Annotated in this window: 25 protein-coding genes; 19 read left to right on the top strand and 6 right to left on the bottom strand. The window is 71.7% G+C overall.

From position 1 onward, the window contains the following. From sufC to ACWEJ6_RS32630, 5 genes are all read left to right on the top strand, one after another. The gene (gene sufC / locus ACWEJ6_RS32650; RefSeq protein WP_452428791.1) at positions 1-747 is read left to right on the top strand and encodes a Fe-S cluster assembly ATPase SufC; all 747 of its coding nucleotides are present in this window, start codon (positions 1-3) and stop codon (positions 745-747) included. Next, the gene (locus tag ACWEJ6_RS32645) at positions 744-2,000 is read left to right on the top strand and encodes a cysteine desulfurase (protein ID WP_452428789.1); all 1,257 of its coding nucleotides are present in this window, start codon (positions 744-746) and stop codon (positions 1,998-2,000) included. Before sufC ends, ACWEJ6_RS32645 begins: the two co-directional genes overlap by 4 nt. Positions 2,001-2,002: 2 nt before the next feature. Beyond that, complete coding sequence (sufU, locus tag ACWEJ6_RS32640; protein WP_352325531.1) at positions 2,003-2,440, top strand: Fe-S cluster assembly sulfur transfer protein SufU; 438 nt, start codon at positions 2,003-2,005, stop codon at positions 2,438-2,440. Next, a complete protein-coding gene (locus tag ACWEJ6_RS32635; protein ID WP_352325530.1) occupies positions 2,437-2,796 on the top strand; it encodes a metal-sulfur cluster assembly factor in 360 nt (119 codons plus the stop codon). The genes sufU and ACWEJ6_RS32635 overlap by 4 nt, the downstream gene beginning before the upstream one ends. Before the next feature lie 309 nt (positions 2,797-3,105). Beyond that, on the top strand, positions 3,106-5,019 hold the full coding sequence (locus ACWEJ6_RS32630; RefSeq protein ID WP_387680003.1) for a DEAD/DEAH box helicase: 1,914 nt from the start codon (positions 3,106-3,108) through the stop codon (positions 5,017-5,019). Between the two features lie 75 nt (positions 5,020-5,094). Here ACWEJ6_RS32630 and ACWEJ6_RS32625 read toward each other — a convergent pair whose 3' ends face one another. Continuing rightward, entirely contained in the window at positions 5,095-6,117 is a 1,023-nt protein-coding gene (locus ACWEJ6_RS32625; protein ID WP_387680006.1) for an aminotransferase class V-fold PLP-dependent enzyme, read from the bottom strand. A gap of 150 nt (positions 6,118-6,267) precedes the next feature. Here ACWEJ6_RS32625 and ACWEJ6_RS32620 point away from each other — a divergent pair, with 150 nt between their 5' ends. The 6 genes from ACWEJ6_RS32620 to ACWEJ6_RS32595 all read left to right on the top strand — a co-directional run bounded on the left by ACWEJ6_RS32620 (position 6,268) and on the right by ACWEJ6_RS32595 (position 10,856). Continuing rightward, entirely contained in the window at positions 6,268-6,531 is a 264-nt protein-coding gene (locus tag ACWEJ6_RS32620; protein WP_189652386.1) for a phosphoribosyl-ATP diphosphatase, read from the top strand. Between the two features lie 58 nt (positions 6,532-6,589). Next, on the top strand, positions 6,590-7,435 hold the full coding sequence (gene hisG, locus ACWEJ6_RS32615) for an ATP phosphoribosyltransferase (RefSeq protein WP_352325534.1): 846 nt from the start codon (positions 6,590-6,592) through the stop codon (positions 7,433-7,435). Between the two features lie 70 nt (positions 7,436-7,505). Next, a complete protein-coding gene (locus ACWEJ6_RS32610) occupies positions 7,506-8,390 on the top strand; it encodes an ABC transporter ATP-binding protein (protein ID WP_452428785.1) in 885 nt (294 codons plus the stop codon). Then, positions 8,390-9,124: an ABC transporter permease gene (locus ACWEJ6_RS32605; RefSeq protein WP_358300109.1), complete on the top strand. Its 735-nt coding sequence runs from the start codon at positions 8,390-8,392 to the stop codon at positions 9,122-9,124. Before ACWEJ6_RS32610 ends, ACWEJ6_RS32605 begins: the two co-directional genes overlap by 1 nt. Beyond that, positions 9,121-10,254: a sensor histidine kinase gene (locus ACWEJ6_RS32600; RefSeq protein ID WP_452428783.1), complete on the top strand. Its 1,134-nt coding sequence runs from the start codon at positions 9,121-9,123 to the stop codon at positions 10,252-10,254. Before ACWEJ6_RS32605 ends, ACWEJ6_RS32600 begins: the two co-directional genes overlap by 4 nt. After that, the gene (locus tag ACWEJ6_RS32595; RefSeq protein ID WP_358300103.1) at positions 10,251-10,856 is read left to right on the top strand and encodes a response regulator transcription factor; all 606 of its coding nucleotides are present in this window, start codon (positions 10,251-10,253) and stop codon (positions 10,854-10,856) included. Before ACWEJ6_RS32600 ends, ACWEJ6_RS32595 begins: the two co-directional genes overlap by 4 nt. A 62-nt stretch (positions 10,857-10,918) precedes the next feature. On the opposite strand, the gene ACWEJ6_RS32590 is transcribed toward ACWEJ6_RS32595, so the two are convergent. After that, positions 10,919-11,944, bottom strand: coding sequence for an EAL domain-containing protein (locus ACWEJ6_RS32590; protein ID WP_358300100.1), 1,026 nt, complete (start codon positions 11,942-11,944; stop codon positions 10,919-10,921). 119 nt (positions 11,945-12,063) lie between these two features. On the opposite strand from ACWEJ6_RS32590, the gene ACWEJ6_RS32585 reads away from it, so the two are divergent. Then, positions 12,064-12,717 (top strand): acVLRF1 family peptidyl-tRNA hydrolase, encoded by a 654-nt coding sequence (locus tag ACWEJ6_RS32585; protein ID WP_452428780.1) that lies wholly within the window; start codon positions 12,064-12,066, stop codon positions 12,715-12,717. A 23-nt stretch (positions 12,718-12,740) separates the two neighbouring features. On the opposite strand, the gene ACWEJ6_RS32580 is transcribed toward ACWEJ6_RS32585, so the two are convergent. Then, a complete protein-coding gene (locus ACWEJ6_RS32580) occupies positions 12,741-13,565 on the bottom strand; it encodes an NmrA family NAD(P)-binding protein (protein ID WP_452428778.1) in 825 nt (274 codons plus the stop codon). An 86-nt stretch (positions 13,566-13,651) separates the two neighbouring features. Here ACWEJ6_RS32580 and ACWEJ6_RS32575 point away from each other — a divergent pair, with 86 nt between their 5' ends. The 5 genes from ACWEJ6_RS32575 (at position 13,652) to ACWEJ6_RS32555 (ending at position 19,280) form a co-directional block, all read left to right on the top strand. Then, positions 13,652-14,230 carry a TetR/AcrR family transcriptional regulator gene (locus ACWEJ6_RS32575; RefSeq protein WP_452428776.1) on the top strand — a complete coding sequence of 193 codons (579 nt, stop codon included), beginning with the start codon at positions 13,652-13,654 and terminating at the stop codon, positions 14,228-14,230. 156 nt (positions 14,231-14,386) lie between these two features. Next, positions 14,387-15,985 carry an ABC-F family ATP-binding cassette domain-containing protein gene (locus ACWEJ6_RS32570; protein ID WP_358300088.1) on the top strand — a complete coding sequence of 533 codons (1,599 nt, stop codon included), beginning with the start codon at positions 14,387-14,389 and terminating at the stop codon, positions 15,983-15,985. A gap of 113 nt (positions 15,986-16,098) precedes the next feature. Beyond that, a complete protein-coding gene (locus ACWEJ6_RS32565) occupies positions 16,099-16,314 on the top strand; it encodes a helix-turn-helix domain-containing protein (RefSeq protein ID WP_352363545.1) in 216 nt (71 codons plus the stop codon). A 145-nt stretch (positions 16,315-16,459) separates the two neighbouring features. Then, the gene (locus ACWEJ6_RS32560) at positions 16,460-17,287 is read left to right on the top strand and encodes an enoyl-CoA hydratase/isomerase family protein (RefSeq protein ID WP_452428773.1); all 828 of its coding nucleotides are present in this window, start codon (positions 16,460-16,462) and stop codon (positions 17,285-17,287) included. A 103-nt stretch (positions 17,288-17,390) separates the two neighbouring features. After that, entirely contained in the window at positions 17,391-19,280 is a 1,890-nt protein-coding gene (locus tag ACWEJ6_RS32555; RefSeq protein ID WP_452428771.1) for an ABC transporter ATP-binding protein, read from the top strand. On the opposite strand, the gene ACWEJ6_RS32550 is transcribed toward ACWEJ6_RS32555, so the two are convergent. Further along, complete coding sequence (locus tag ACWEJ6_RS32550) at positions 19,252-20,136, bottom strand: sulfotransferase family protein (RefSeq protein ID WP_358300079.1); 885 nt, start codon at positions 20,134-20,136, stop codon at positions 19,252-19,254. The genes ACWEJ6_RS32555 and ACWEJ6_RS32550 overlap by 29 nt on opposite strands. 101 nt (positions 20,137-20,237) lie before the next feature. Between ACWEJ6_RS32550 and ACWEJ6_RS32545 the strand changes: the two genes are divergently transcribed. Further along, positions 20,238-21,131 carry a S66 peptidase family protein gene (locus ACWEJ6_RS32545; RefSeq protein WP_358300076.1) on the top strand — a complete coding sequence of 298 codons (894 nt, stop codon included), beginning with the start codon at positions 20,238-20,240 and terminating at the stop codon, positions 21,129-21,131. Positions 21,132-21,172: 41 nt separating this feature from the next. Beyond that, on the top strand, positions 21,173-22,048 hold the full coding sequence (locus ACWEJ6_RS32540; RefSeq protein ID WP_397158883.1) for a hypothetical protein: 876 nt from the start codon (positions 21,173-21,175) through the stop codon (positions 22,046-22,048). A gap of 67 nt (positions 22,049-22,115) precedes the next feature. Here ACWEJ6_RS32540 and ACWEJ6_RS32535 read toward each other — a convergent pair whose 3' ends face one another. Beyond that, a complete protein-coding gene (locus ACWEJ6_RS32535) occupies positions 22,116-24,425 on the bottom strand; it encodes an ATP-binding cassette domain-containing protein (protein WP_452428768.1) in 2,310 nt (769 codons plus the stop codon). A gap of 74 nt (positions 24,426-24,499) precedes the next feature. Next, complete coding sequence (locus ACWEJ6_RS32530; protein ID WP_387680043.1) at positions 24,500-24,871, bottom strand: hypothetical protein; 372 nt, start codon at positions 24,869-24,871, stop codon at positions 24,500-24,502. Positions 24,872-24,899: the final 28 nt, after the last annotated feature.

The raw sequence follows: 24,899 nt of genomic DNA, 5'->3' as shown, positions 1-24,899 counted from the left end.
GTGTCCACCCTAGAGATCCGTGACCTCAAGGTCGCCGTCGAGGACAAGGAAATCCTGCGCGGCGTCAACCTGACGGTGAAGTCCGGCGAGACGCACGCCATCATGGGCCCCAACGGCTCGGGCAAGTCCACCCTCGCCTACGCGATCGCCGGTCACCCCAAGTACACGATCACCGGCGGCCAGGTGCTGCTCGACGGCGTCGACCTGCTGGAGCTGTCGGTCGACGAGCGCGCCCGCGCCGGCCTGTTCCTCGCCATGCAGTACCCGGTCGAGGTTCCCGGCGTGTCGGTGTCGAACTTCCTGCGCTCGGCCGTCACCTCGGTCCGCGGCGAGGCGCCCAAGCTGCGCGAGTTCGCCAAGGACCTCAAGGCCGGCATGGACGCGCTGTCCATCGACGCCGCCTTCGCCCAGCGCAACCTCAACGAGGGCTTCTCCGGCGGTGAGAAGAAGCGCCACGAGATCCTCCAGCTGGAGCTGCTCAAGCCGAAGATCGCCGTGCTCGACGAGACCGACTCCGGCCTCGACGTCGACGCGCTGCGGGTGGTCTCCGAGGGCATCAACCGCTTCCGCTCCATGGGTGAGACCGGCGTGCTGCTGATCACCCATTACACCCGCATCCTGCGCTACGTGAAGCCCGACTTCGTGCACGTCTTCGCCGGCGGCCGGATCGTCGAGGAGGGCGGGCCGGAGCTGGCCGACAAGCTCGAGGCCGAGGGCTACGAGCAGTACACGAAGGCATCTGCATGACTTCCACCAGCTTGGACGTGGAGAAGATCAGGAAGGACTTCCCGGTCTTCTCCCGCGAGCTGCCCGACGGGCGCCCGCTCGTCTACCTCGACTCGGGCAACTCCTCGCAGAAGCCCAACCAGGTCATCGACACCATGCGCGACCACCTGGCGCTGCACTACAGCAACGTCGGGCGGGCCATGCACGTGCTCGGCGCGGAGTCGACCGAGGCGTACGAGAGCGCGCGCGACAAGGTGGCGGCGTTCGTCGGGGCGGGCTCGCGCGACGAGGTGATCTTCACCAAGAACGCCTCCGAGGCCCTCAACCTCGTGGCCTACTCCTTCGGCAACCCGGCCAACACCGACCCGCGCTTCACCCTCGGCCCCGGCGACGAGATCGTCATCTCCGAGATGGAGCACCACTCCAACATCGTGCCGTGGCAGATGCTCGCGCAGCGCACCGGCGCCACGCTGAAGTGGTTCGGCGTCACCGACGACGGGCGGCTCGACTTCGACCCGGCCGTCGTCACCGAGCGCACGAAGATCGTCTCGATCGCCCACCAGTCGAACGTGCTCGGCACGGTCAACCCGGTCACCGCGGTGGCCGCGCGGGCGCACGAGGTCGGCGCGCTGATCATGCTCGACGCCTCGCAGTCCGTGCCGCACCACCCGGTGGACATGGCCGCGCTGGGCGCCGACTTCGTGGCCTTCACCGGTCACAAGATGGTCGGCCCTTCGGGCATCGGCGTGCTGTGGGGCCGTACCGAGCTGCTGGAGGCCATGCCGCCGTTCCTGGGCGGCGGCGAGATGATCGAGGCGGTCTGGATGGACCGCTCGACGTACGCGCCGATCCCGCACAAGTTCGAGGCCGGCACGCCGCCCATCGTCGAGGCCATCGGCCTCGGCGCGGCGGTCGACTACCTCACCGCGGTCGGCATGGACGCCATCGAGGCGCACGAGCGCTCGCTGACGGCCTACGCCCTCGACGCCCTGCGCGAGGTGCCGTCGCTGCGGCTGATCGGGCCCGACTCCCTCGACCAGCGCGGCAGCACGCTGTCGTTCACGCTGGAAGGCATACACCCCCACGATGTGGGGCAGATCCTGGACGACCAGTTCGGGGTCGCCGTCCGCGTCGGGCACCACTGCGCGCGCCCGCTGCACCTGCGGTTCGGAATACCGGCGACCACGCGGGCGTCGTTCTACCTGTACAACACCACGGGCGAGATCGACGCCCTGGTGCGCGGCCTCCATCACGTTCAGAAGGTGTTCGCATAGCCATGATCGGCGAGTCGATGTACCAGGAGCTGATCCTGGAACACTACAAGCACCCGCAGGGGCGGGGGCTGCGCGAGCCGTACGACGCCGAGGTTCACCACGTGAACCCGACGTGCGGCGACGAGATCACGCTGCGGGTCAGGGTGGGCGACGCCGGTAAGATCGAAGACGTCTCCTACGACGGCCAGGGCTGCTCGATCAGCCAGGCGGCCGCCTCCGTGCTGCACGAGCTGGCCACCGGCTCGACGGTCGAGGAGTCGCTGTCGGTGGTCGACGAGTTCACCCGGCTCATGCAGGGCCGGGGGCAGGTCGAGGCCGACGAGGAGGTGCTCGGGGACGCGGTGGCGTTCGCGGGCGTGGCCAAGTTCCCGGCGCGCGTCAAGTGCGCGCTGCTGTCGTGGATGGCCTACAAGGACGCTGTGGTGAGGAGTGCCCAATGAGCAAGCCTGTGGAGACTCCGACCGGCTTCGACGGTGACACCACCGTCGAGGAGGTCATGGAGGCGCTCAAAGACGTCGTCGACCCCGAGCTCGGCATCAACGTCGTCGACCTGGGGCTGATCTACGGGCTCAACCTCGACCCGTCCGACGCCGGTCAGCCCGTGGCCACCATCGACATGACGCTGACCAGCGCGGCCTGCCCGCTGACCGACGTCATCGAGGACCAGGCCCACTCCGCCCTGGAGGGCATGGTCTCCGACGTGAAGATCAACTGGGTCTGGCTGCCGCCGTGGGGCCCGGACAAAATCACTGACGAGGGGCGTGAGCAGCTCCGTATGCTAGGCTTCAACGTCTGATCTTTCTAGCTGTAACGGCTGGCGTTGGGCGTCAGCCGTTTCAGTGTGCCAAGGAGGGGTTTCGGAAGGTCCGTACCCAGCCAGGGAATATCCGATACCATCCCCGGCGTTGGCACCAGGTATACACCAGACGCCTCATCTCGCGTCATCGCGCCGCCTGCGGCCGGTGCCCCGGTGTATCCCCCCTGTGAAGTCCCGCCTCGATGGCGGGCGTAAATGCAACGTGTACGGCATCAGGCCGTATGTCCCGGCTCGTCCTTTCGCAGAAGTGACGCGCCACTTCGACTGAAAGGCACGAATTTCGTGACCATGCTTGACGCTGTCATGCCCGCGTTCGACGAGACCGCCCCCGAGACGGGCCCGTCGGAGTTCGAACTGCTCGGCCTTCCCAAGCCGCTCATCAGCGGTCTGGCCAAGCAGGGCATCGACAGCCCGTTCCCCATCCAGAGTGCGACGATCCCCGACGTGCTCGCCGGCCATGACGTCCTGGGCCGTGGCCAGACCGGCTCGGGCAAGACCCTGGCCTTCGGTTTGCCGACCATGGCTCGCATCGCGGGGGTGCGGCCCGCCGCCGGCCACCCGCGCGCGATGATCCTTGTGCCCACCCGTGAGCTGGCCCTTCAGGTGCACGACGCGCTCGAACCGCTCGGCCGCGGCCTCGGGCTGCGGATGAAGGTCGTCGTGGGCGGCATGTCCATGGGCAAGCAGATCGAGGCACTGCGCCGCGGCGTCGACATCGTGATCGCCACCCCGGGCCGCCTGGGCGACCTGATCCGGCAGGGCGAGTGCTCGCTGGCGCAGGTCGAGGTCTCCGTCCTCGACGAGGCCGACCACATGTGCGACCTCGGCTTCTTCCCCGTCGTCACCGAGCTGCTGGCCCAGACCCCGACCGACGGGCAGCGCCTGCTGTTCTCGGCCACCCTCGACGGCGACGTCGACAAGCTGGTGCGCCGCTTCCTCAAGGACCCGATCACCCACTCCGTGGCCCCGGCGACCTCGCCGGTCGACACCATGGAGCACCACGTGATGCAGGTCACCCGGGACGACAAGTTCGACGTCACGGCCGAGATCGCCAACCGCGAGGGCCGTACGATCATCTTCGTCCGCACCCAGCACGGCGTCGACCGGCTGTGCAAGCAGCTCGCCCGGGTCGGCATCAAGGCCGGCGGCCTGCACGGCGGCAAGCGCCAGAACCAGCGCACCCGCATCCTGGCCGAGTTCCGCGAGGGCTCGATCAACGTGCTGGTCTGCACCGACGTCGCGGCCCGCGGCATCCACGTCGACAACATCAGCCTGGTGCTGCACGTCGACCCGCCGCAGGACCACAAGAGCTACCTGCACCGCGGCGGCCGTACCGCCCGCGCGGGCGAGAAGGGCACCGTCGTCACCCTGGTGCTGCCCAACGAGCGCCGCTCGACCGACGCCCTGACCAGGCGCGCCGGCATCCACCCGTTCCGGCTCAAGGCCACCCCGGGGCATCCCCGGCTGGCCGAGGTGGCCGGGGCCCGTACGCCGAGCGGCGAGGCCATCCCCGTGTGGGAGCCCGACGTCCGCAAGCCGCTGCGCCCGCGCCGTGAGGGCGGTCACGGCGGCGCCGAGCGCCGGGGCGGGCGTCGTCCGCGCCGCGAGTTCGACGGCGAGCGCCGTCCGCGCCGGCACGAGGACGGCACCTTCGCCGGCGGCGACGACCGTCGTCCGCGCCGTCACGAGGAGTCCGGTGAGGACCGTCGTCCGCGCCGGCACGCCGAGGGCGAGCGGCCGTTCGGCGGCGGGCAGCGTCCGGCCGAGGCGCGCACGTTCGGCGACGACCGCAGGCGTGGCGACCGGCCGCGCGGCGGTTTCCGCTCCGACGACCGCCCCGCCCGTCAGGACGACCGCGGTGGTTTCCGTTCCGACGACCGCCCCGCCCGTCAGGACGACCGTGGTTTCCGCTCCGACGACCGCCCGGCGTTCCGCCAGGACGACCGCGGCTACCGGTCCGAGGCGCCCCGTGGCGGCGGGTACCGTGACGGCCAGCGTGGCGGCGGCGGTTTCCGCTCCGACGACCGCGGCCGCTTCGGCGCCGACCGCGGCCGCCCGTTCTCGGGCGACCGTGACCGGCCCGCCCGCTCCGACGAGCGCGCCCCCCGCGACGGCTTCCGCTCCGGCGGCGGCTTCCGTTCCGAGGAGCGCGGCAACGGCGGGTTCCGCCGCAACAACGGCGGCCGCCGCTTCGAGCGCTGACGCCGGCTGAACGACCGACTGCCCGTCGCGCCTCCCGCAGGGGAGGGGCGGCGGGCTTCGTCGTTCCCGGGCGTGCTAGGAGGTCAGGACGTCGAGAGCGCGGTCGACGTCGTCGACGGTGTTGTAGACGTGGAAGCCCGCGCGGACCCGGCCGGCGCGCACCGCGGCGCGGATGCCGGCCGCCGCCAGCCGCTCGCCCGGCGCCTCCACCGACACGATCGCCGAGTCGGACGGTTCCAGCCCCAGCCCGGCCCTGAACCGGTTGGCCAGCCCGACGTCGTGCTCGTGGACGCGCTGGGCGCCGATCTCGTTGAGCAGTTCGAGCGCGGGCGCCGCGCCGACGTAGCAGAACCAGGCCGGCGACAGGTCGAAGGCGCGGGCGTCGGAGGCCAGCCGCAGCGGCGGCCCGTAGTAGGAGCCGCCCGGATCGTCGCCGGCGTACCAGTTGGCCGCCAGCGGCCGCATCAGGGAGCGCACCCGGGGCGACAGGTAGCCGAACGCGGCCCCGCGCGGCGCCATGAGCCACTTGTAGGCCGCGCACGCCAGCACGTCGATGCCGTCGGCCACCGACACCGGCAACCACCCACACGCCTGGGAGCCGTCGGCGATGACCAGCGCGTCGTGGGCGCGGGCGGCGGCGACGACGTCGTGCAGCGGCGTCACGTAACCGGTCGCCGACTGCACGAGGCTGAAGGCGACGGCGTCGGTCCGGCTCGTGACGGCGTCGGCCAGGCGCTCGGCGGGCACGGTCTCGACCTCGGCCGCCACCGCCCACGGGAACAGGTTGCTGGTGAACTCGATCTCCGGCACCAGCACCCGCGCCCCCGGCGGCAGCGCGGTCGCCACCGTGGACATGATCTGCGACACCGTCGAGCCGACCGTCACGTCGGCCGGCTCGGCGCCGACCAGGTGGGCGAAGGCCGTGCGGGCCCGGCCGACCGAGGCGTCCCAGGGCGCCCAGTCGCCGCTGCCGTGCCGCCACTCGGTGAGCACGGCCTGCAGTTCCTCGAAGGCCGGGCGGGGCGGAAGGCCGTACGAAGGGGTGTTGAGCCAGCCCGGGTCGGCGTCCCAGAGCTTGCCCACGGTCGCGATGTCCATGACCACCAGCCTAGAACGGCCCTCCGGAGATCAAACGGCGGCCGGACGACGGGCAGGAAGCGGCCGTCTCGCGTGGCGGACTCCGGGCGGCGTCACCGTCGCGCGCAGACTAGGCTTGTCAGGCACGCCAACCGACCGACGAGAGAGATCATGAAGACCTTCGAAGAGCTGTTCGCCGAGCTGTCAGACAAGGCGCGTACCAGGCCCGCGGGCTCGGGCACCGTGGCCGCGCTCGACGCCGGCGTGCATGCCATCGGCAAGAAGGTCGTCGAGGAGGCCGCCGAGAGCTGGATGGCCGCCGAGCACGAGTCGAACGACAGGGCGGCGGAGGAGATCTCCCAGCTCCTCTACCACGTGCAGGTGCTCATGATCGCCAAGGGCATCGGGCTCGACGAGGTGTACAAGCATCTCTAGGGCGCCTCGCGCCCGCCCCGGCGTCCCATCGACCATGAGTGAGGAAGAAGACCCGAACATGCTGCGTCTGGCCGTACCGAACAAGGGCGCGCTCAGCGAAGCCGCCCAGAACATGCTCAAGGAGGCCGGCTACCGGTCCCGCAGGGACAGCAAGGAGCTCGTCGTCGTCGACGAGGACAACGGCTGCGAGCTGTTCTTCCTGCGTCCCCGCGACATCGCCGTCTACGTCGGGGAGGGCACCCTCGACCTCGGCATCACCGGCCGCGACATGCTGATCGACTCCGGCGCGCCGGTCGAGGAGATCATGCCGCTCGGCTTCGGCGGCTCCACCTTCCGCCTGGCCGCCAAGGCGGGCACGATGTCGTCGGTCAAAGACCTCGACGGGCAGCGCATCGCCACCTCCTACGCGGGGCTGCTCGACAAGTACCTGTCCGACCAGGGCGTCGACGCCCGCGTGATCAAGCTCGACGGCGCCGTCGAGACCGCGATCCGGCTCGGCGTGGCCGACGCGGTCGCCGACGTCGTGGAGACCGGAACCACGCTGCGCAACGTCGGCCTGGAGGTGTTCGGCGAGCCGATCATGCGTTCGGAGGGCGTGCTGATCAAGCGGCAGAGCGCGCCGGAGACGCCGGGCATGGGCCAGCTCGTCCGCCGCCTGCAGGGCGTCGTGCACGCCCGCGACTTCGTCATGATGGACTACGACATCCGCGCCGAGCGCATCGAGGAGGCCATCGCCCTCACGCCCGGCATGGAGGGGCCCACGGTCTCGCCGCTCCACCGCGAGGGCTGGGTCGCCGTCCGGGCCATGGTCCGGCGCAAGGGCCACCAGCAGGTGATGGACCAGCTCTGGGACATCGGCGCGCGGGCCATCCTGGTCACCGACATCTACGCCTGCCGCCTCTGACAAATGTCACCGTCAACCCCGGAAGGATCACACTAACGGGGGAAAAGCCGCGCCCGTAGCGTTTGCTGACATGAACGCCATCGTGTTCGACCAGGTCAGCAAGCGCTACGGGGACGTGCTTGCCGTCGACGACCTCTCGCTCGCCATCGAGCCGGGCAAGACCGTGGCCCTGCTCGGGCCCAACGGCGCGGGCAAGTCCACCTCGATCAACATGCTGCTCGGCCTGCTCCGCCCCACCAGCGGCACGATCACCATCCACGGCCGCACGCCCGACCACGCGGTGCGCGCCGGCGAGCTGGGCGCGATGCTCCAGAACGGCGCCCTCATCCCCGAGCTGTCGGTCAAGGAGCTCATCGACCTCGTCCGCCGGCTCTACCCCGACCCGCTGCCGCTGGCCGAGATCCTGAAGCTGGCCGACCTGTCGGACCTGGTCAAGCGGCGCGCGAACAAGCTGTCCGGCGGCCAGACGCAGCGCGTCAGGTTCGCCCTGGCCATCGCGGGCGCGCCGAAGATCCTGCTGCTCGACGAGCCGACCGCGGCCATGGACGTGGAGTCCAGGCTGCGGTTCTGGGCCAGCATGCACGACTACGCCGCCGGCGGCAGGACCGTGCTGTTCGCCACCCACTACCTGGAGGAGGCCGACGAGCACTCCGACCGGGTGATCGTCATCGCCCGCGGCCGGCTGGCCGCCGACGGCACCGCCGCCGAGATCAAGGCCGGCGTGGGCGGGCAGGTCGTCCGCTTCACGCTGGGCGACCAGCCCGCGGCCGGGCTCGACCGGCTGCCCGGCGTCACCGCCGTCGAGGTCGCCGCCGGCACCGCCACGCTGCACACCTCCGACCCCGACGCGACCGTGGCCGCCCTGTTCCGGGGCACCGAGCTCGACGTCAGGGGCCTCCAGCTCACCGGCGCCGACCTCGAAGACGCCTTCCTCGCGCTCACCAGGGAGTCCTGATGCTGTTCTACGCCAAGACCGAGGCGATGCGCATGCTGCGCAACCGGCGCTACATCATCTTCGTGGTCATCTTCCCGGTCGTGCTGTACCTGATCAACGCCAACATCTACGGCAAGCAGACCGACGGCGCCGGGGTGAGCTACAGCGTCGTGCTGATGGTCTCCATGGCCGCCTACGGGGCGCTGGCCTCGTCGATGATGAGCTCGGCGGTGCCGTGGGCGACCGAACGGCAGTCCGGCTGGCTGCGCCAGCTCCAGATCACCCCGCTGCCCAACTGGATGATCATCGCCACCAAGCTCGGCACCGCCATGCTGCTCGTGCTGCCCTCGCTGCTGCTGGTGGCCGTCGTCGGGGTCGTCCAGCAGGGCGTGTCGATGCCGGTCGGCCGGTGGGTGCCGCTGCTGCTGGCCATGTGGCTGGGGACGATCCCGTTCATCGCGCTGGGCCTGGCGATCGGGTCGCTGCTGACGGCCGACGCCGCGCAGCCGGCCGCGATGATCTGCATGTTCGTCCTGGCCATCGCGGGCGGCCTGTGGTTCCCGCCCGAGGTGTTCGGCGACACCATGCGGACCGTGGCCGACATCATGCCCTCCTACCACTACGCGAGCCTCGGCTGGAGCATCGTCGCCGGGAACGGCGTCGCGCTGACCGACGTGCTGGTGGTCGGCGGATGGGCGGTCGTCCTGGGCGGGGCTGCCGCCTACCTGTACCGCCGGGCTACTGTTCGGGCATGAGTTTCGCCGACAAGCTGCACTTCGGCGACGGGCGGCCGTCGCCCAGGCGGCGGCTGCTCGGGATGTCCGTCGGCATGGTCTACCTCGTCTTCCCGATCGCCGAGATCGTCGCGGGCGGCGTCACGGGCGCCCGGGCGATCTGGGGGGCCGTGGCGCTGGTCGCGTTCATCGGCTGCTTCGCCGGCACGGTGATCAGCGCCAAGAGCTTCCACGAGCGCTCGCGCGCCACCTTCCCCCTGCTCGGCGTGACCGCGGCGATCGCGGTGGTCAGCGCGTTCGCCTTCGGCGGCGCCTGGCTCACGCTGCCGGTCTACACGGTCGTGCTCTACGGGTTCACCCTCCCGCCCGCCTGGGCGCTGGCCGGGGTGGGCGTGAACCTGGCGGTGGTGGTGGCGGCCGGGGTGCTGACCGGCGACGAGTTCGCCGGCGTCGTCGTCCTGGGGCTGCAGGTCGTCACGCTGGGCGTGTTGTTCATCAGCATCCGCAACAGCCGGGTGCTGACGCTGAGGCTGCACGAGGCGCAGGGCGAGGTGGCCAGGCTGGCGGCCACGGAGGAGCGCCTGCGCATCGCCCGCGACCTGCACGACCTGCTGGGCCACAGCCTGTCGCTGATCGTGCTCAAGAGCGAGCTGGCCGGGCGGCTGGCCGAGGAGTCGCCGCAGGTGCGGCAGGAGATCGCCGACATCGAGTCCGTGGCCAGGCAGGCGCTGGTGGAGGTGCGCGAGGCGGTCACCGGCTACCGGCAGCGCAGCCTGTCGGAGGAGATCGACGGCGCCCGCTCGGTGCTGCGCGCGGCGGGCGTGCGGGCCGAGGTGCGGGTGTCCGGCACGCCGCTGCCCGACCTGCTCGACGGGCTGTTCGGCTGGGCGGTGCGCGAGGGCGTCACCAACGTCGTACGGCACGCGCGGGCCGCCCGTTGCGAGATCCAGGTGACGTGCGACGGCGAACACGCCACCCTGGAGATCATGGACGACGGACGCGGCGGCGAGCCGCAGGGCACCGGCAGCGGGCTCGGCGGCCTGCGCGAACGGGTGACGGGCGCGGGCGGCACCATGGAGGCCGGCGGCGCGCCCAAGGGCGGGTTCCGGCTGCGGGTGCTGGTGCCGGTCGGAGTGGGGACGGCCGCGTGATCCGGGTGATGCTGGCCGAGGACCAGGGCATGATCCGCGGCGCGCTGGCCTCGCTGCTCGGCCTGGAGCCCGACATCGAGGTGGTCGGCGAGGCCGCCGACGGGAACGAGGCCGTCGCCGTCGCGGTCGCCGCGACCCCCGACATCGCGCTGCTCGACATCGAGATGCCCGGCAAGGACGGCCTGACCGCCGCCGCCGAGATCGCCGCCCGGGTGCCGGGCTGCCGGGTGATGATCCTGACCACGTTCGGGCGGCCCGGCTACCTGCGCACCGCGATGGAGGCGGGGGCGGTGGCGTTCCTGGTCAAGGACAGCCCGGCCAAGGATCTCGCGGCGGCCATCCGCCGGGTGCAGGCGGGGGAGCGGGTCATCGACCCGGGGCTGGCCGCGGCGGCGCTGAGCGCGGGGCCCAACCCGCTGTCGGCGCGCGAGCGCGACGTGCTGGCCGCCGCCGCCGACGGCTCCACGATCGGGGACATCGCCCGCCGCCTGCACCTGTCGGAGGGCACGGTGCGCAACTACCTGTCCTCGGCCATCCAGAAGACGCACGCGCGCAACCGCATCGAGGCCGTGCGGCGGGCCAAGGCCCAGGGCTGGGTCTAGCCGGGCTGGGTCTGGCCGGGCTGGGTCTGGCCGGGCTGGGTCTGGCCGGGCCCGGCTGGATCTCAGGTGCGCATGGCGGCGATCTGGCGGATCAGGTCCGACACCCGCACGATGCCCAGGCAGCGGTTGAGCTCGTCGGTGACCACCAGGTCGTCGTAGATGCGGGCCGCGTCCCGGCCGGCGGCCTGCATGGCGGCGATGGCCGGGGTCGTCCTCGGGACCGTGCGCGGCGGGTCGGCCAGGCGCTGGGCGGGCTTGGCGCCGTGCAGGGCGTGCCCGTACCGGGCGGCGAAGGACAGCAGGAAGCGGCTGCGGTCGAGGCTGCCCTTGGGGCGCTGGTACTCGTCCACCAGGATCACGCTGGTGATCGTGGGCTCGTGCCCGAACGCCGCCACGACCTCCTCCGCCTTGGCCCCGGCCGGCAGCGTCACCGCCGGGACCAGCAGCTCCTGCACGCGCGGGCCGAGCATCAGCGTGTCCGGCGACTCGTCGGCCACCGGGAGCGGCACCCGGATCTTGCCGTCGGGGCCGGGCGCCAGCAGCGGGCCGTGGGCCAGGCGCACGCCCAGGCCGCGGGCCACCGCCACCTGCCCCTCGCGCTCGACGCCAGGGGCCAGCACGTGCGCGCCGATCCCGCGGGCCAGCGTCACCACCGCGCGCGCCACCGCCGCCGCCCGGTGGTCGCCGGGCAACCTGGTCACCAGCTCCTCGTCCAGCGCCAGCAGGTACGGCGCGGAGTCGGTGACGACGTCCAGCGCCGGGCCGCCCGCGCCCACGTCGGCGAAGCCCAGCAGGTAGCCGATCGTGCGCAGCCCGTCGAGGCTGACCTTCAGCAGGCGGCGGTCCTGCTCCTGGCACGTTCCGGTGAGCATCAGGATCGCCTCACGAGGATGCCTGCCCGCCCGCCGCAGGGCCTCGTGGAGCGGCGCCAGCGCCCCGGCGCCCGAGAGCACCACGTGCAGGGGCAGTGGCAGCACCATGGGCAGCGGAGCCGCCCGGAGAACGCCCGCCGGGTCGACGACGGCGGGCTGCGCGATGACGGCCCCGTTGTCGAGATCCACTACAGGGCTGGTGAGCAGGGAGGACACGTTCAGATGATCCGACCGGCACGGTTTCGGCAGAAGCCCTCCGAAACGAAGTTCACCGACATTTCCGCTATAGTTCCCCCCTTCTCGTGAAGGGAATGTCGTTCGGTTACCCTTCCCGCATGAGCGCGCGTCCGGCCAGAGGCGGCGGCCGCTGGGTCACGGTGCCGCCCGAGCGCGTGCACCCCTGGATCGACGGGTTCGCCGGCCGCCACGGCCCCTTCGAGGCCGCCGGCGACGACCGCGTGGTCCGCCTGACCGCCGCCGACGGCGCGCTGGCCGAGCTGCACGTGCCGTTCCCGCCGATGACCCCCGGCCCGCCGCACGTGACCAGGCTGGCCGCGCACGCGCAGGCCGCGCGGCGGGTGGGCGTGCTGCTGGTCCGGCTCGGCGGGTACGCGGCCGGCGTGTTCCACGGCGCCGAGCTGCTGGACTCCAAGGTCGGCTCCCGGCTGGTCCAGGGCCGTACGGCGGCCGGCGGGTGGTCGCAGCAGCGCTTCGCCAGGAGGCGGCAGAAGCAGGCGGCCCAGGCGTTCGACAGCGCGGCGGAGACGGCGGTGCGGGTGCTCGTGCCGCGGCTCGGCGAGCTGGAGGCGGTGGTGCTCGGCGGCGACCGGCGGGCGGTCGACGCGCTGCGCGGCGACCGGCGGCTCGCGCCGGTGTTCGCGCTGGAGAGCGAGCCGTTCCTGGTGGTGCCCGACCCGAGGCTCGCGGTCCTGCGCGACGCGCCCGCCCGGTTCCGGGCCGTCCGGATCCGGGTGGTCGACCCGTCCTGAGCCCTGAGGGTTCGTTCAGGCGGTCAGGACGCCGGGAGGAAGGCGTCGGCGTGGTCGGCGACGAAGGCGGCCAGGGTGCGGGGCGGGCGGCCGGTGACCTCCTCGACGGTCGTGGTGATCTCCGCCCAGCCGGTCCGGCTCAGCGTCGCCTGCGCGGCGGCCAGCTCGGTGGCGAACGGCTCAGGGATCCCCTGCCCGGCCAGCCGCGCGGCCATCTCGGGCACCGGCAGGTCCACGTAGGACACGGGACGCCCCAGCACGCGGGTCATGGTCGCCGCGATCTCCTCGTGGGTGGGCGACTCGGGCCCGGTCAGCAGGTACGAGCCCGACGCGCCCACCGGCCGGGTCAGCAGGGCGGCGGCCACCGCGGCGATGTCCCTGGCGTCGATGTAGTTCATCCCGCCGGCGCCCCAGGAGCCGTGGAAGCGGTCGCCGCGCACCTCGCCGAGCAGGTTCTGCATGAACCCGGTCGGCTGCAGCACGGCGTGCGGCACGCCGGAGGCGCGCAGGTGCTCGTCGACCTCGCCGTGGGGCCCGGCGCTGAGCGCGGCGCCGGGGGCGGCGTCGCGTACCGAGACCTCGACGATCTGCGCCACGCCCGCCTCGGCGGCCAGGTCGACGACCTCGTTGAGCCGCTCGGCGAACCCGGGGAACGGCGAGCTGTTGAGGAACATCCGGTCGCCGGGGGACAGCAGCCGGCCGATCGTCTCCGGCCGGGTGAAGTCGCCGACGGCGTGCGGTACGCCCAGGTCGGCGGGCGTCCGCGACACCGCGAGCACGTCCTGGCCGGCGAGCTGGGCGACCAGGGCCCGGCCGATGGACCCGGTCGCGCCGGTGATCACGATCATGATGGCCTCCTAAGTGGAATCTCTTCGTCCGCTTTCCTGGACGGTACACTAAGCGGAAACAATTCGTCCACTTAGGAGGTCGGGACGTGCGCGCGGACGCCAGAAGGAACCTGGTCAAGATCCTCGACGCGGCCGCCAGGGTGATGGCCGAGCGCGGCGTCAACGCGCCCATGGAGCTCATCGCGCGGCAGGCCGGCGTCGGCGTCGGCACCCTCTACCGCCGCTTCCCCGACCGCGAGGCGCTCATCGCCGCGCTGGGCGAGCATTACGTCCAGTCGCTGGCCGAGGCCCTGGAGCACGCCGTCGACGGCGAGCGGGACGCCTGGAGCGCGCTGCGCGGCTTCGTGCTGTGGGCCGCCGCCCCCGGCCGCGTCGCGCTGGCCGCCGCGCTGGCCCACCTGCCGGAGGAGGCCATCGCGGGCACGACGGAGTTCGCCGAGAGCAAGGAACGCTGGCTGGCGCTGCTCCAGGGGCTCGTCCGCCGGGCCCAGGCGGAGGGCGGCATGCGTCCCGACGTGACCTGGGAGGACGTCGTCAGCCTGCTCAACGTCTTCACCTGCCACCCTGACGGGCTGCCCGCCCCCGTGGCCGCCCGTCCGGAGAAGTACCTGCACCTCATGCTCGACGGGATGGCCGCCGGCGCCGCGACCGCGCTGCCCGCCTGACAGCCCTGTCCCACGCGTACCGCAGGGCACCTGGAGCCCCTATAAGCAGAGGTAGCGCCTGGCACGGGGGCCCTACACTGATCTGTATGCATACTCCCGATTGACCGGCGGTCGCACGCCCAATCCTCGTTTCCTAGCTCGGGAGTGTCCGCCAATATGATCATCGCCAGTGACATCGAGCTGCGCGCGGGCGCGCGCCTGCTCATCGAGAACGCCTCCTTCCGGGTCAACCCCGGCGACAAGATAGGTCTGGTCGGCCGCAACGGCGCGGGCAAGACCACCCTGACCAAGGTGCTCGCGGGGGAGGCGCTGCCCGCCGCGGGCTCGGTCACCTCCTCCGGCAGCATCGGCTACCTGCCCCAGGACCCCCGTACGGGCGACCTTCAGGTGCTGGCCCGCGACCGCATCCTGTCCGCGCGCGGCCTCGACGAGGTCCTGCGCAAGCTGCGCGAGGCCGAGATCGGCATGTCCTCCGCCGACGAGCGCACCCGCGAGAAGGCCGTCAAGCGGTACGGCAGGCTCGAAGACCAGATGCACGTGCTCGGCGGCTACGCGGCCGAGTCCGAGGCCGCCTCCATCGCCTCCAGCCTCGGCCTGCCCGACCGGGTCCTCGGCCAGACGTTGCAAACGCTTTCCGGCGGTCAGCGGCGCCGCGTGGAATTGGCGCGAATTCTTTTCAGCGGAGCGGAAACTCTCCTTCTCGACGAGCCGACAAACCACCTAGATGCGGACTCAATCGGGTGGCTTCGTGATTTTTTGCGCTCTCATCAAGGTGGCTTGGTGATCATCAGCCACGACGTCGGCCTTCTTGAAGCCACGGTCAACAAGGTCCTCCACCTCGACGCCAACCGTTCGGTGATCGACCACTACAACGTCGGCTGGAAGGCCTACCTGGCCCAGCGCGAGACCGACGAGAAGCGCAGGAAGCGCGAGCGCGCCAACGCCGAGAAGCAGGCGGGCGCCCTGCTGGCCCAGGCCGACAAGATGCGCGCCAAGGCCACCAAGGCCAAGGCGGCCCAGGACATGATGCGCCGCGCCCACCGCCTGCTGGCCGGCACCGAGGAGGAGCGCCAGAGCGACAAGGTCGCCCGTCTGCGCTTCCCCGAGCCGCTGCCGTGCGGCCGCACGCCGCTCATGGCCGAGGGCCTGTCGAAGTCCTACGGGTCCCTGGAGGTGTTCACCGACGTCAACGTGGCCATCGACCGAGGTCACAGGGTCGTCATCCTCGGTCTCAACGGCGCCGGCAAGACCACGCTGCTGCGCATACTCGGCGGCATCGAGTCCCCCGACACCGGCGAGCTGCGGCCCGGCCACGGCCTGAAGGTCGGCTACTACGCCCAGGAGCACGAGACCCTCGACCCCTCCCGCACGCTCCTGGAGAACATGCGCTCGGCGGGCGGCGAGTTCACCGACACCGAGCTGCGCAAGGTCCTCGGCTCGTTCCTGTTCTCCGGCGACGACGTCGACAAGCCCGCCGGCGTCCTGTCCGGCGGCGAGAAGACCCGGCTCGCGCTCGCGATCCTGGTGCTGTCGAGCGCCAACGTCCTGCTGCTCGACGAGCCCACGAACAACCTCGATCCGGTCAGCCGCGAGCAGGTTCTCAACGCTCTGAGGTCGTATTCAGGAGCAATCGTCCTCGTCACCCATGACGAGGGTGCCGTTGACGCCTTGTCACCGGATAGGGTGATCTTGCTGCCTGACGGAACTGAAGACGCGTGGAGCGACGAATTTTCCGATCTTGTGGCACTTGCCTGATCTTAATTTGAGTGGGTACGGATCTTTTCCCGTGGAGTAGGTAGCCGATCCCGCTGAAATGACTGATCATGGCGGAGTAACGCTGCGGAAGTCCGGCACTACAGGAGGTACTCGTGGCCGAGACACTGAAGAAGGGCACCCGGGTCACCGGGGCCGACCGGGAAAAACTGGCCGGCGATCTCAAGAAGCGCTACGCACAGGGCGAGAGCATCCGCGCCCTGGCCGCTTCGACCGGTCGGTCTTACGGGTTCATCCACCGCATCCTTAGCGAGTCCGGTGTGACTCTGCGCGGGCGCGGCGGGGCGACTCGAGGCAAGACCAAGCGCTGACGGCTGTCTCGGAGCGTGCGACCGCAGCCGCCCGTCCCTAGTCAGCCGCTGTCGCGCCCGAGCCAGAATCATATTCTGTAAGCTCGGGCGCGACGGTCAGCCTTGGTGGCGCACCCCGTGCGCGACCGGACACAGGGAGCAGGCGATGGCGGAAGCACAGGCACCACAGCGCGGGGGGAACGCGGAGGACGTCTCTGCCGAAAGGCTGGCGGAGATCGGGCTTCGCCATGAGGTGGACGGTGAGATAGCGACGATCACGCTGGACCGGCCGGAAAAGCGCAACGCCCAGACGTTCGCGACATGGTCGGCGTTGGCTCGCATCGGGGAGGGCCTTCCCGAACAGGTGCGCGTCGTCGTCGTGAAAGGTGAGGGACCGTCCTTCTCGGCAGGAATCGACCTGCGGATGTTCACACCGGAGGGAGTGCCCGGACAGGGCTCGTTCAGCTCGGCCGCCGCAACCGACGGCGAGACCTTCGAGCAGCGCATACGTCAGGCACAGGACGGTTTCCTGTGGCTGCGCCGCCCGGAGATCGTCTCCATCGCCGCCGTGCAGGGGCACGCGATCGGCGCGGGGTTCCAGCTCGCGCTCGCCTGTGACCTGCGCATCGTGGCCGACGACGTCACCTTCTGCATGAAAGAGCCCGCACTGGGCCTGGTCCCGGATCTGACGGGGACCAAACCGCTGGTCGAGCTGGTCGGACTGGCCAAGGCGATCGACATCTGCCTGACCGCCAGGAACGTGTACGCCGAGGAGGCCATGCGCATCGGCCTCGCGGAGCAGGTGGTCGCCGGGGGCGACCTGGACAAGACCGTACAGAACAAGATCGCGGAGCTGCTGTCGACGAACCGGGACGCGGCGGTGGCGACGAAGCGCCTCCTCCAGGGGGCGCGGGCGCGCACCCTGGAGGAGCAGAGTGCGGCCGAGGGCAGGGAGCAGGCCAAGCGCATCAAGGCCCTGTTCGGCCCGCGTTAGGACGGCCGGCCGGAGGCGGGGCTCCGGTTCGCCGTGAGCGGATCGCGGAATCGCCGGAGGTCCTCGCGACGCTGAATCCGGGGGAGGAGGAGGGATCCCCCGTATGGCGATGATGGGAGGGGGCTTCGGCCCTCAGGTCTGGATGTCACTGCGCCGCGACGGCTCGGTGACCAAGCAGCGCATCGCGCCGGGCACGGTCCGGCGCATCGGCAGGCACGCGCGCCCGCACCTCAGGAAGATCGCGGCATTCCTGCTGCTCGTGGTGGCCGGGGCGGTGATCGTGGTGGCCAACCCGCTGCTGATGAAGGCGATCATCGACGACGGCATCCTGACCGGCCGCACCGACGTGGTGATCGGCCTGGCCGTGGCCATCGCCGCGCTCGCCGTCCTCGACGCCGCGCTGACGCTGGCGCAGCGCTGGTTCTCCGCGCGCATCGGCGAGGGGCTCATCTACGACCTGCGCACCGAGGTCTTCGACCACGTGCAGCGCATGCCGGTGGCCTTCTTCATGCGGGCGCAGACCGGCGCGCTGGTCAGCCGGCTCAACAGCGACGTGATCGGCGCCCAGCGGGCGCTGACCAGCACGCTGTCGTCCGTGGTGTCCAACGTGGTCAGCCTGGCCCTGGTGCTGGGCGCGATGCTGGCGCTGTCGTGGCAGGTCACGCTGGTCGCGCTGGTGCTGCTGCCGATCTTCATCGTGCCCGCCAAGTACGTCGGCCGCCGCATGTCCGCGCTGACCCGCGAGCAGATGCAGCTCGACGCCGAGATGAGCTCGGTCACCACCGAGCGCTTCAACGTCGCCGGCGCGATGGTCGCCAAGCTCTACGGCCGGCCCGAGGACGACGCGGCCACCTACGCCGCCCGGGCCGGGCGCGTCCGCGACGTCGGCGTGACCGTCGGCATGTACGGCACGGTCTTCCGGGTCGCGCTCGGCCTGGTCGCGGCCTTGGCCACCGCGCTGGTCTACGGCATCGGCGGCGTGCTCGCCGTCGGCGGCGCCTTCGAGCTGGGCACGCTGGTGGCCCTGACCGCCCTGCTGATGCGCCTGTACGGCCCGCTGACGTCCCTGTCCAACGTGCACGTCGACGTGATGACGGCGCTGGTCAGCTTCGACCGCGTCTTCGAGATCCTCGACCTCAAGCCGATGGTCGCCGAGCGGCCCGGCGCGCGTCCGGTGCCCGAGGGACCGGTCACCATCGAGTTCGACGACGTGCGCTTCCGCTACCCGGCGGCCGAGGAGGTCTCGCTGGCCTCCCTGGAGTCGGTGGCCCGCCAGGACTCCGGCGGCCCGTCGCAGGAGGTGCTGAAGGGCGTCTCCTTCACCGCCCGGCCCGGCGAGATGATCGCGCTGGTCGGCCACTCCGGCGCGGGCAAGACCACCATCACCTCCCTGGTCTCCCGGCTCTACGACGTCAACGAGGGGGCCGTCCGGATCAACGGGCTCGACGTGCGCGAGGCCACGCTCGACTCGCTGCGCGACACCGTCGGCGTCGTCATGCAGGACGCCCACCTGTTCCACGACACGATCGGGGCCAACCTCCGCTACGCCAGGCCCGGCGCGAGCGAGGAGGAGATCCGCGACGCGCTGCGGGCCGCGCAGATCGGCGACCTGGTCGAGGGGCTGCCCGACGGGCTCGACACCGTCGTCGGCGACCGCGGCTACCGGCTGTCCGGCGGCGAGAAGCAGCGGCTGGCGCTGGCCAGGCTGCTGCTGAAGGCGCCGCGCGTGGTCGTGCTCGACGAGGCGACCGCGCATCTCGACTCCGAGTCCGAGGCGGCCGTGCAGCTCGCGCTCAAGACGGCCCTGCACGGCCGTACGTCGCTGGTCATCGCCCACCGGCTGTCCACGATCAGGGAGGCCGACGAGATCCTGGTCGTGCAGGACGGGCGCGTGGCCGAGCGGGGCCGGCACGAGGAGCTGCTGGCGCGCGGCGGCCACTACGCCGAGCTCTACCGCACCCAGTTCAGCTCGGGAGATAGCCCAGCCGGGTGAGCTCCTGCCGGGCGACCTTCTCCACCAGCTCCAGGTCGGCCGGCCGCAGCCGGGCCCGCCAGGCGCCGACCTCGGGGACGCGCGAGCCGTACAGCGCGATCTTGGACACCCGCGTCTCCAGGAACTCGGTGAGCGCGGCGAGCGTGTCGGCGGGCTTGAGCGCCAGGTCCTCGTAGCGGATGGTGAGCAGCTGCCGCTCGGGCAGCTCCCGGCGCAGCTCGGCGCTCAGCCGCACGGCGCTGCGCCAGCGCAGCGCCGCCTTGCCCGCCGCGGGCATGCCCTTCCACCGGTCGAGGTGCTCGTCCTTGTTGACGCCGAGGAAGGCGTTGGGGAACTCGGTGCTGTCGGAGAGCATCGCGGGCTTGAACCAGGCCAGGCAGGCCGGGTCGGCGAGCATGCCGGCGACGGCGTCCCTGCCGTCCCTGATGAGCTGGACGAACCGGGCGTCGGGGAACGCCTGCAGCAGCACGGGCGCGCTGTAGAGCAGGTCGGGGCTGCCGTCGCCGAACCGCGTCACCTCGCCGGGCTCCACGCACGGCCCGCTGCCGGTCACGCCGCCCGCCTCCCGGCACGGCTCGGCGCACTGCCCGCACGAGCGCGGGGAGACCTGCCAGGACTCGGCCAGCGCGTCGCGCAGCACGCGGACCGCGCCCGACGTGCGGCCGATGGACGGTTTGCGGGCGAAGGCGTACACGACGTGCGCCACGCTCGCGCGGCCCGTCGTGACATGGAAGCCGGGGGAGCGTTTGAGGGCGCGGGCCAGCAGGTCCGCGCCGGAGTGCGGGGCGCCGAGCAGGAAGACGGGCCTGCGGACCTTGATGCCGTTGACCACGAGGATGTGGGGCGGAAGTCGCATACTGGACCACAAGTGTGACACCGTTTGGCAGGTGAACGAGCCAATCAGCGTTTCGGTGCTTACCCGGGCCCCGGCGCTCCCAGGCGTGCAGGAGTTGACCGATGCAGCAAGGTGACACCGTCGCGATCGTCATGCCGTCGGGGCCGCCCTCACCCGTGCTGTTCCAGCGCGGCGTCGAGCGGTTGGAGGCCCTCGGGCTGAAGGTGGTGGCGGGGGCGCACGCGCTCGACCGCCAGGATCTCGACTACCTGGCCGGCCAGGACGCCGCCCGCGCCGCCGACCTCCAGGCCGCCTGGTGCGACCCGGCCGTGTCGGTGGTGTTCTGCGGCCGGGGCGGCTACGGCGCGGCCCGGCTGCTCGGCCTGCTCGACTGGGACGCCATGCGCGCGGCCGGGCCCAAGGTGCTGGTCGGGTCGAGCGACATCACGGCCCTGCACAACGCCTTCGCGATCGAGCTGGGCGTGCCCACGCTGCACGGGCCGATGACGGCCTGCGACACGATCGCCGCCGAGCAGGGCCCCGAGCCGCGTTCGTGGGAGAGCCTGTGGGCGGCGCTGGCCGGGGAGAGCGCGACCGTGCGGGGCGACCGGGTGCTGGTGCCCGGGCGGGCCGAGGGCGTGCTCACCGGGGGCAACCTGTCGCTGCTGGCCTCGATGTGCGGCACCCGGTACCAGCCCTCCTTCGACGGCAAGCTGGTGCTGCTGGAGGACATCGGGGAGGAGCCGTACCGGATCGACCGGATGCTGACGCAGCTGCTGCAGGCCGGGGCGTTCGACGGCGTGCGGGGGATCGCGCTCGGGTCGTGGGTGGACTGCGGCGATCCGTACCCGGTGCTGGCCGACCGGCTCGCGCCGCTCGGGGTGCCCGTGGTGGCGGGGCTTCCAGTGGGGCACGGGTCACCACAGATGAGCGTGTGGCTGGGGGAGCTTGGGGTTATCGATACCGAATCGTGCTCCCTGGCTGGTCCGTTCCGCGACGGCGAGCAGGCAAGGTAGGAAGACACCTAAAGGGACGAATCCGACAGAGGGGACGGTGTGTGAGCTTCTTCAGGCGTGACCGGGAGCCCTCCCGCCGGCCGATCGAGGACGTCGACCTCGACTCCCTGCTCGGCCTCGTCGCGGAGTCCCTGGGGTTCGTGTGCGAGTTCGCCCGCGACGGCGCGTCGCTGACCCTGCGCGGCGACGGCGTCGCGGAGCTGGTGGTGAGGCTGACCGGGCTGCGCCGCGAGGCCGGGCGCCGGGCCAGGGAGGACTGGCCGGTGCTGGTCTCCGAGCACCTCGCGCACGCCCTGGCCACCGCCGACGAGCGTTACGACGCCTGCGACCTCGACCAGGCCGCGCCCCTGCTGCGCACCCGGGTCGAGGCGGTGGACGAGGTCCCCGACCTGACCCGGGTGGTGGGACGGCACCTCAACGCCGACCTGGTGGAGCTGCTGACCGTCGGCTCCCGGCTGGTGCGGCCCGAGGAGGCCGGCTGCTGGCCCGTCCCGACGGCTCAGGCGCTCGACCTGGCCGTGGCGAACGTCCGGCGGGCCGAGCGGCTGCAGGTCGAGCGCATCGAGCTGGGCGGCACGCCGGTGACCCGGCTGACCGGCGCCCACCCGTCGGCCGCCACGCACCTGCGCTGGCTCGGCGACCACCTCACGGTGCCCGCCGACGGGGTGCTGGTGGTGCTGCCGGACCCGTACACGGTGCTGGTGCGCCCGGTGGACGGCATCGGGGTGGTGCGCGCCATCGAACGCCTGCGGGTGCACGCGGCCCGCACCGGCGGGCTGAGCGCCCAGGTCTACTGGTGGCACCAGGGACGGCTGACGCTGATCAAGGCCGACATCGTGTTGCAGCAGGGGCAGACGAGGCTCGTGGTGGCCCCGCCGCCGGAGTTCGCCCGCATCCTCGCGCGGCTGGCCGTCTGAGGCCCGCGGGGCGTCGTCCGGCCTGGCGGGCGGGCCCCCTGAGCCCGGTGGCCCAGGGGGCGTCGTGTCACGCCTGTCCCACGTAGTCGCGCAGGTGCACGGCGGTGAGCGAGTCGCCCTTCGCCACCAGCTCGGCCGGGGTGCCGGTGAACACCACCTGGCCGCCGTCGTGGCCCGCCCCGGGGCCCAGGTCGATGATCCAGTCGGCGTGGGCCATCACCGCCTGGTGGTGCTCGATGACGATGACCGTGTTGCCGTCGTCCACCAGCCGGTCGAGCAGGGCCAGGAGCTGGTCCACGTCGGCCAGGTGCAGGCCGGTGGTGGGCTCGTCCAGCACGTACGTGGTGCCGTTCCTGGCCATGTGGATGGCCAGCTTGAGCCGCTGGCGCTCGCCGCCCGACAGCGTGGTGAGCGGCTGGCCGAGCCCGAGGTAGCCCAGGCCGACCGCGTCGAGGCGGTCGAGGATCGTCCTGGCCTGGCCGCTCGGGAAGAACGCGCGGGCCTCGGCCACCGGCATCTCCAGCACCTCGCTGATGTTCTTGCCGCGCAGCCGGTACGTCAGCACCTCCGGCGTGAACCGGCGCCCCTCGCACGCCTCGCACACCGAGGCCACGTCGGCCATCATCGCCAGCTCGGTGTAGATCAGGCCGATGCCCTTGCAGGCCGGGCAGGCGCCCTCGGAGTTCGCGCTGAACAGGGCCGGCTTGACCCCGTTGGCCTTGGCGAACGCCGTGCGGATGGGGTCGAGCACGCCCGTGTACGTGGCCGGGTTGCTGCGCCGCGACCCGCGGATCGGCGACTGGTCGGCGACCACCACGCCCTCGCGGCCGGACACGTACCCGTGGATGAGGGAGCTCTTGCCCGAGCCGGCCACGCCCGTGACGACGGTGAGCACCCCGAGCGGGATGTCCACGTCGACGCCGCGCAGGTTGTGCAGCGTGGCGCCGCGCACCTCCAGCTGCCCCTTCGCCGGGCGGACGGAGGCGCGCAGCGCGGCCCGGTGGCCGAGGTAGCGGCCGGTCAGGGTGCCCGAGCCGGGCAGCCCGTCGAGGTCGCCGGCGTAGCAGATGCGGCCGCCGCCGGTGCCCGCGCCGGGACCGAGGTCCACGATGTGGTCGGCGATCTCGATCACCTCGGGCTTGTGCTCGACCACGAGCACGGTGTTGCCCTTGTCGCGCAGCTGCAGCAGCAGGTTGTTCATCCGCTGGATGTCGTGCGGATGCAGCCCGGCCGTCGGCTCGTCGAAGACGTAGGTGACGTCGGTCAGGCTGGAGGTGAGGTGCCGCACCATCTTCACCCGCTGGGCCTCGCCGCCCGACAGCGTGCCGGACTCGCGGTCGAGGCTGAGGTAGCCGAGGCCGATCTCGACCAGCGAGTCCAGCGTGTCGCGCAGCCCCTGGAGCACCGGGCCGACGCTCGGGTCGCCGATGCCCTTGACGAACTCGGCCAGGTCGTTGATCTGCATGGCCGAGCAGTCGGCGATGTTGTGGCCGTCGATGCGGGAGGACCGGGCGGCCTCGTTCAGGCGCGAGCCGCCGCAGGCGGTGCAGCCGGTCAGCTTGAGCGCCCGGTCGGCGAAGGCGCGCGCCTGCGGCTGCATCGACTCGCGGTCCTTGGCCAGGTACTGGCGCTTGACCTTGGTGACCAGCCCTTCGTAGGTGAAGTTGCTGGTGCCGTACTTGATCTTCGTGGCGGGCTTGTCGAGCAGGTCCGCCCACTGCTCGGGGGTGAAGTCGCGCAGCTTGGTGTCGGGGTCGTACAGGCCCGAGCCGACCATGATCTGCCAGTACCAGGTGTCCACCGCGTACCCGGGGACCTTGATGGCGCCCTCGTTCAGCGACTTGTCCCGGTCCACCAGCTCGTCGACGTCGACGCCGGCGACCTTGCCTAGCCCCTCGCACTCGGGGCACATGCCCTCGGCGCGGTTGAAGCTGAACGCGAACGGCGGCCCCACCTGCGGGGAGCCCAGCCGGCTGAACAGGATCCGGAGCATCGTGTAGGTGTCGGTGGCGGTGCCCACGGTCGAGCGGGCGTTGGCGCCCATCCGCTCCTGGTCCACGATGATCGCCGCGCTGAGGTTCCGCAGCGAGTCCACGTCGGGACGGGCCAGGCTCGGCATGAAGTTCTGGACGAACGTGGTGTACGTCTCGTCGATCAGCCGCCGGGACTCCGCGGCGATCGTGTCGAAGACGAGCGAGGACTTCCCCGAGCCGGACACGCCGGTGAACACGGTGAGGCGGCGCTTGGGCAGGTCGAGGTCGACGCCGGTGAGGTTGTTCTCGCGGGCGCCGCGGACCTGGATGACGTCGTGGCTGTCGGCGGCGGTGTGATCGGCGGATCGGGTGCGTACGGCGTCGGACTTGGCGCTGATGGCCACGGAATCCCTTCTTGTCACATCAAATGGGGAGCGGGTAGGCGATCGTACCGTACGCAGTACGGTCGCCGTGGGGCTCAGCGGGATCTGGCGATCAGCGACGTGACGAGCGAGGCGGCCAGGGGCAGCAACGTCAGGCCGATCAGGAACATCAGCCCGACCGGCCACAACCCCTGCCCGCCCCCGCGCAGCTCGCTCACCACCCCGGCGGCGAAGTGCACGAAGAACGGCGCGGCGGCGACGGCCCCCCACAACGGATGCGGGACGGCCCACGCGGCCAGCCCGGCCAGGACCGCCAGCGCGGCGAAGGCCGGCACAAGCGCCGGGGAGTCCAGGACGTCCTTCGGCGCGCCGGGCGCGACCGCGGGCGCGGTGAGCACGCACACGGCCACGGCGGCGACGCCTCCGGCGATCAGGATCACGGCCCACAGCAGGGCGGAACGCGGCATCTCTCTCCTCACACTGGTCCTGACGGCC

Source organism: Nonomuraea sp. NPDC004702 (genome assembly GCF_053601695.1).
The sequence above is the reverse complement of the archived record's forward strand: the minus strand, read 5'-3'. Positions and strand labels throughout refer to the sequence as shown.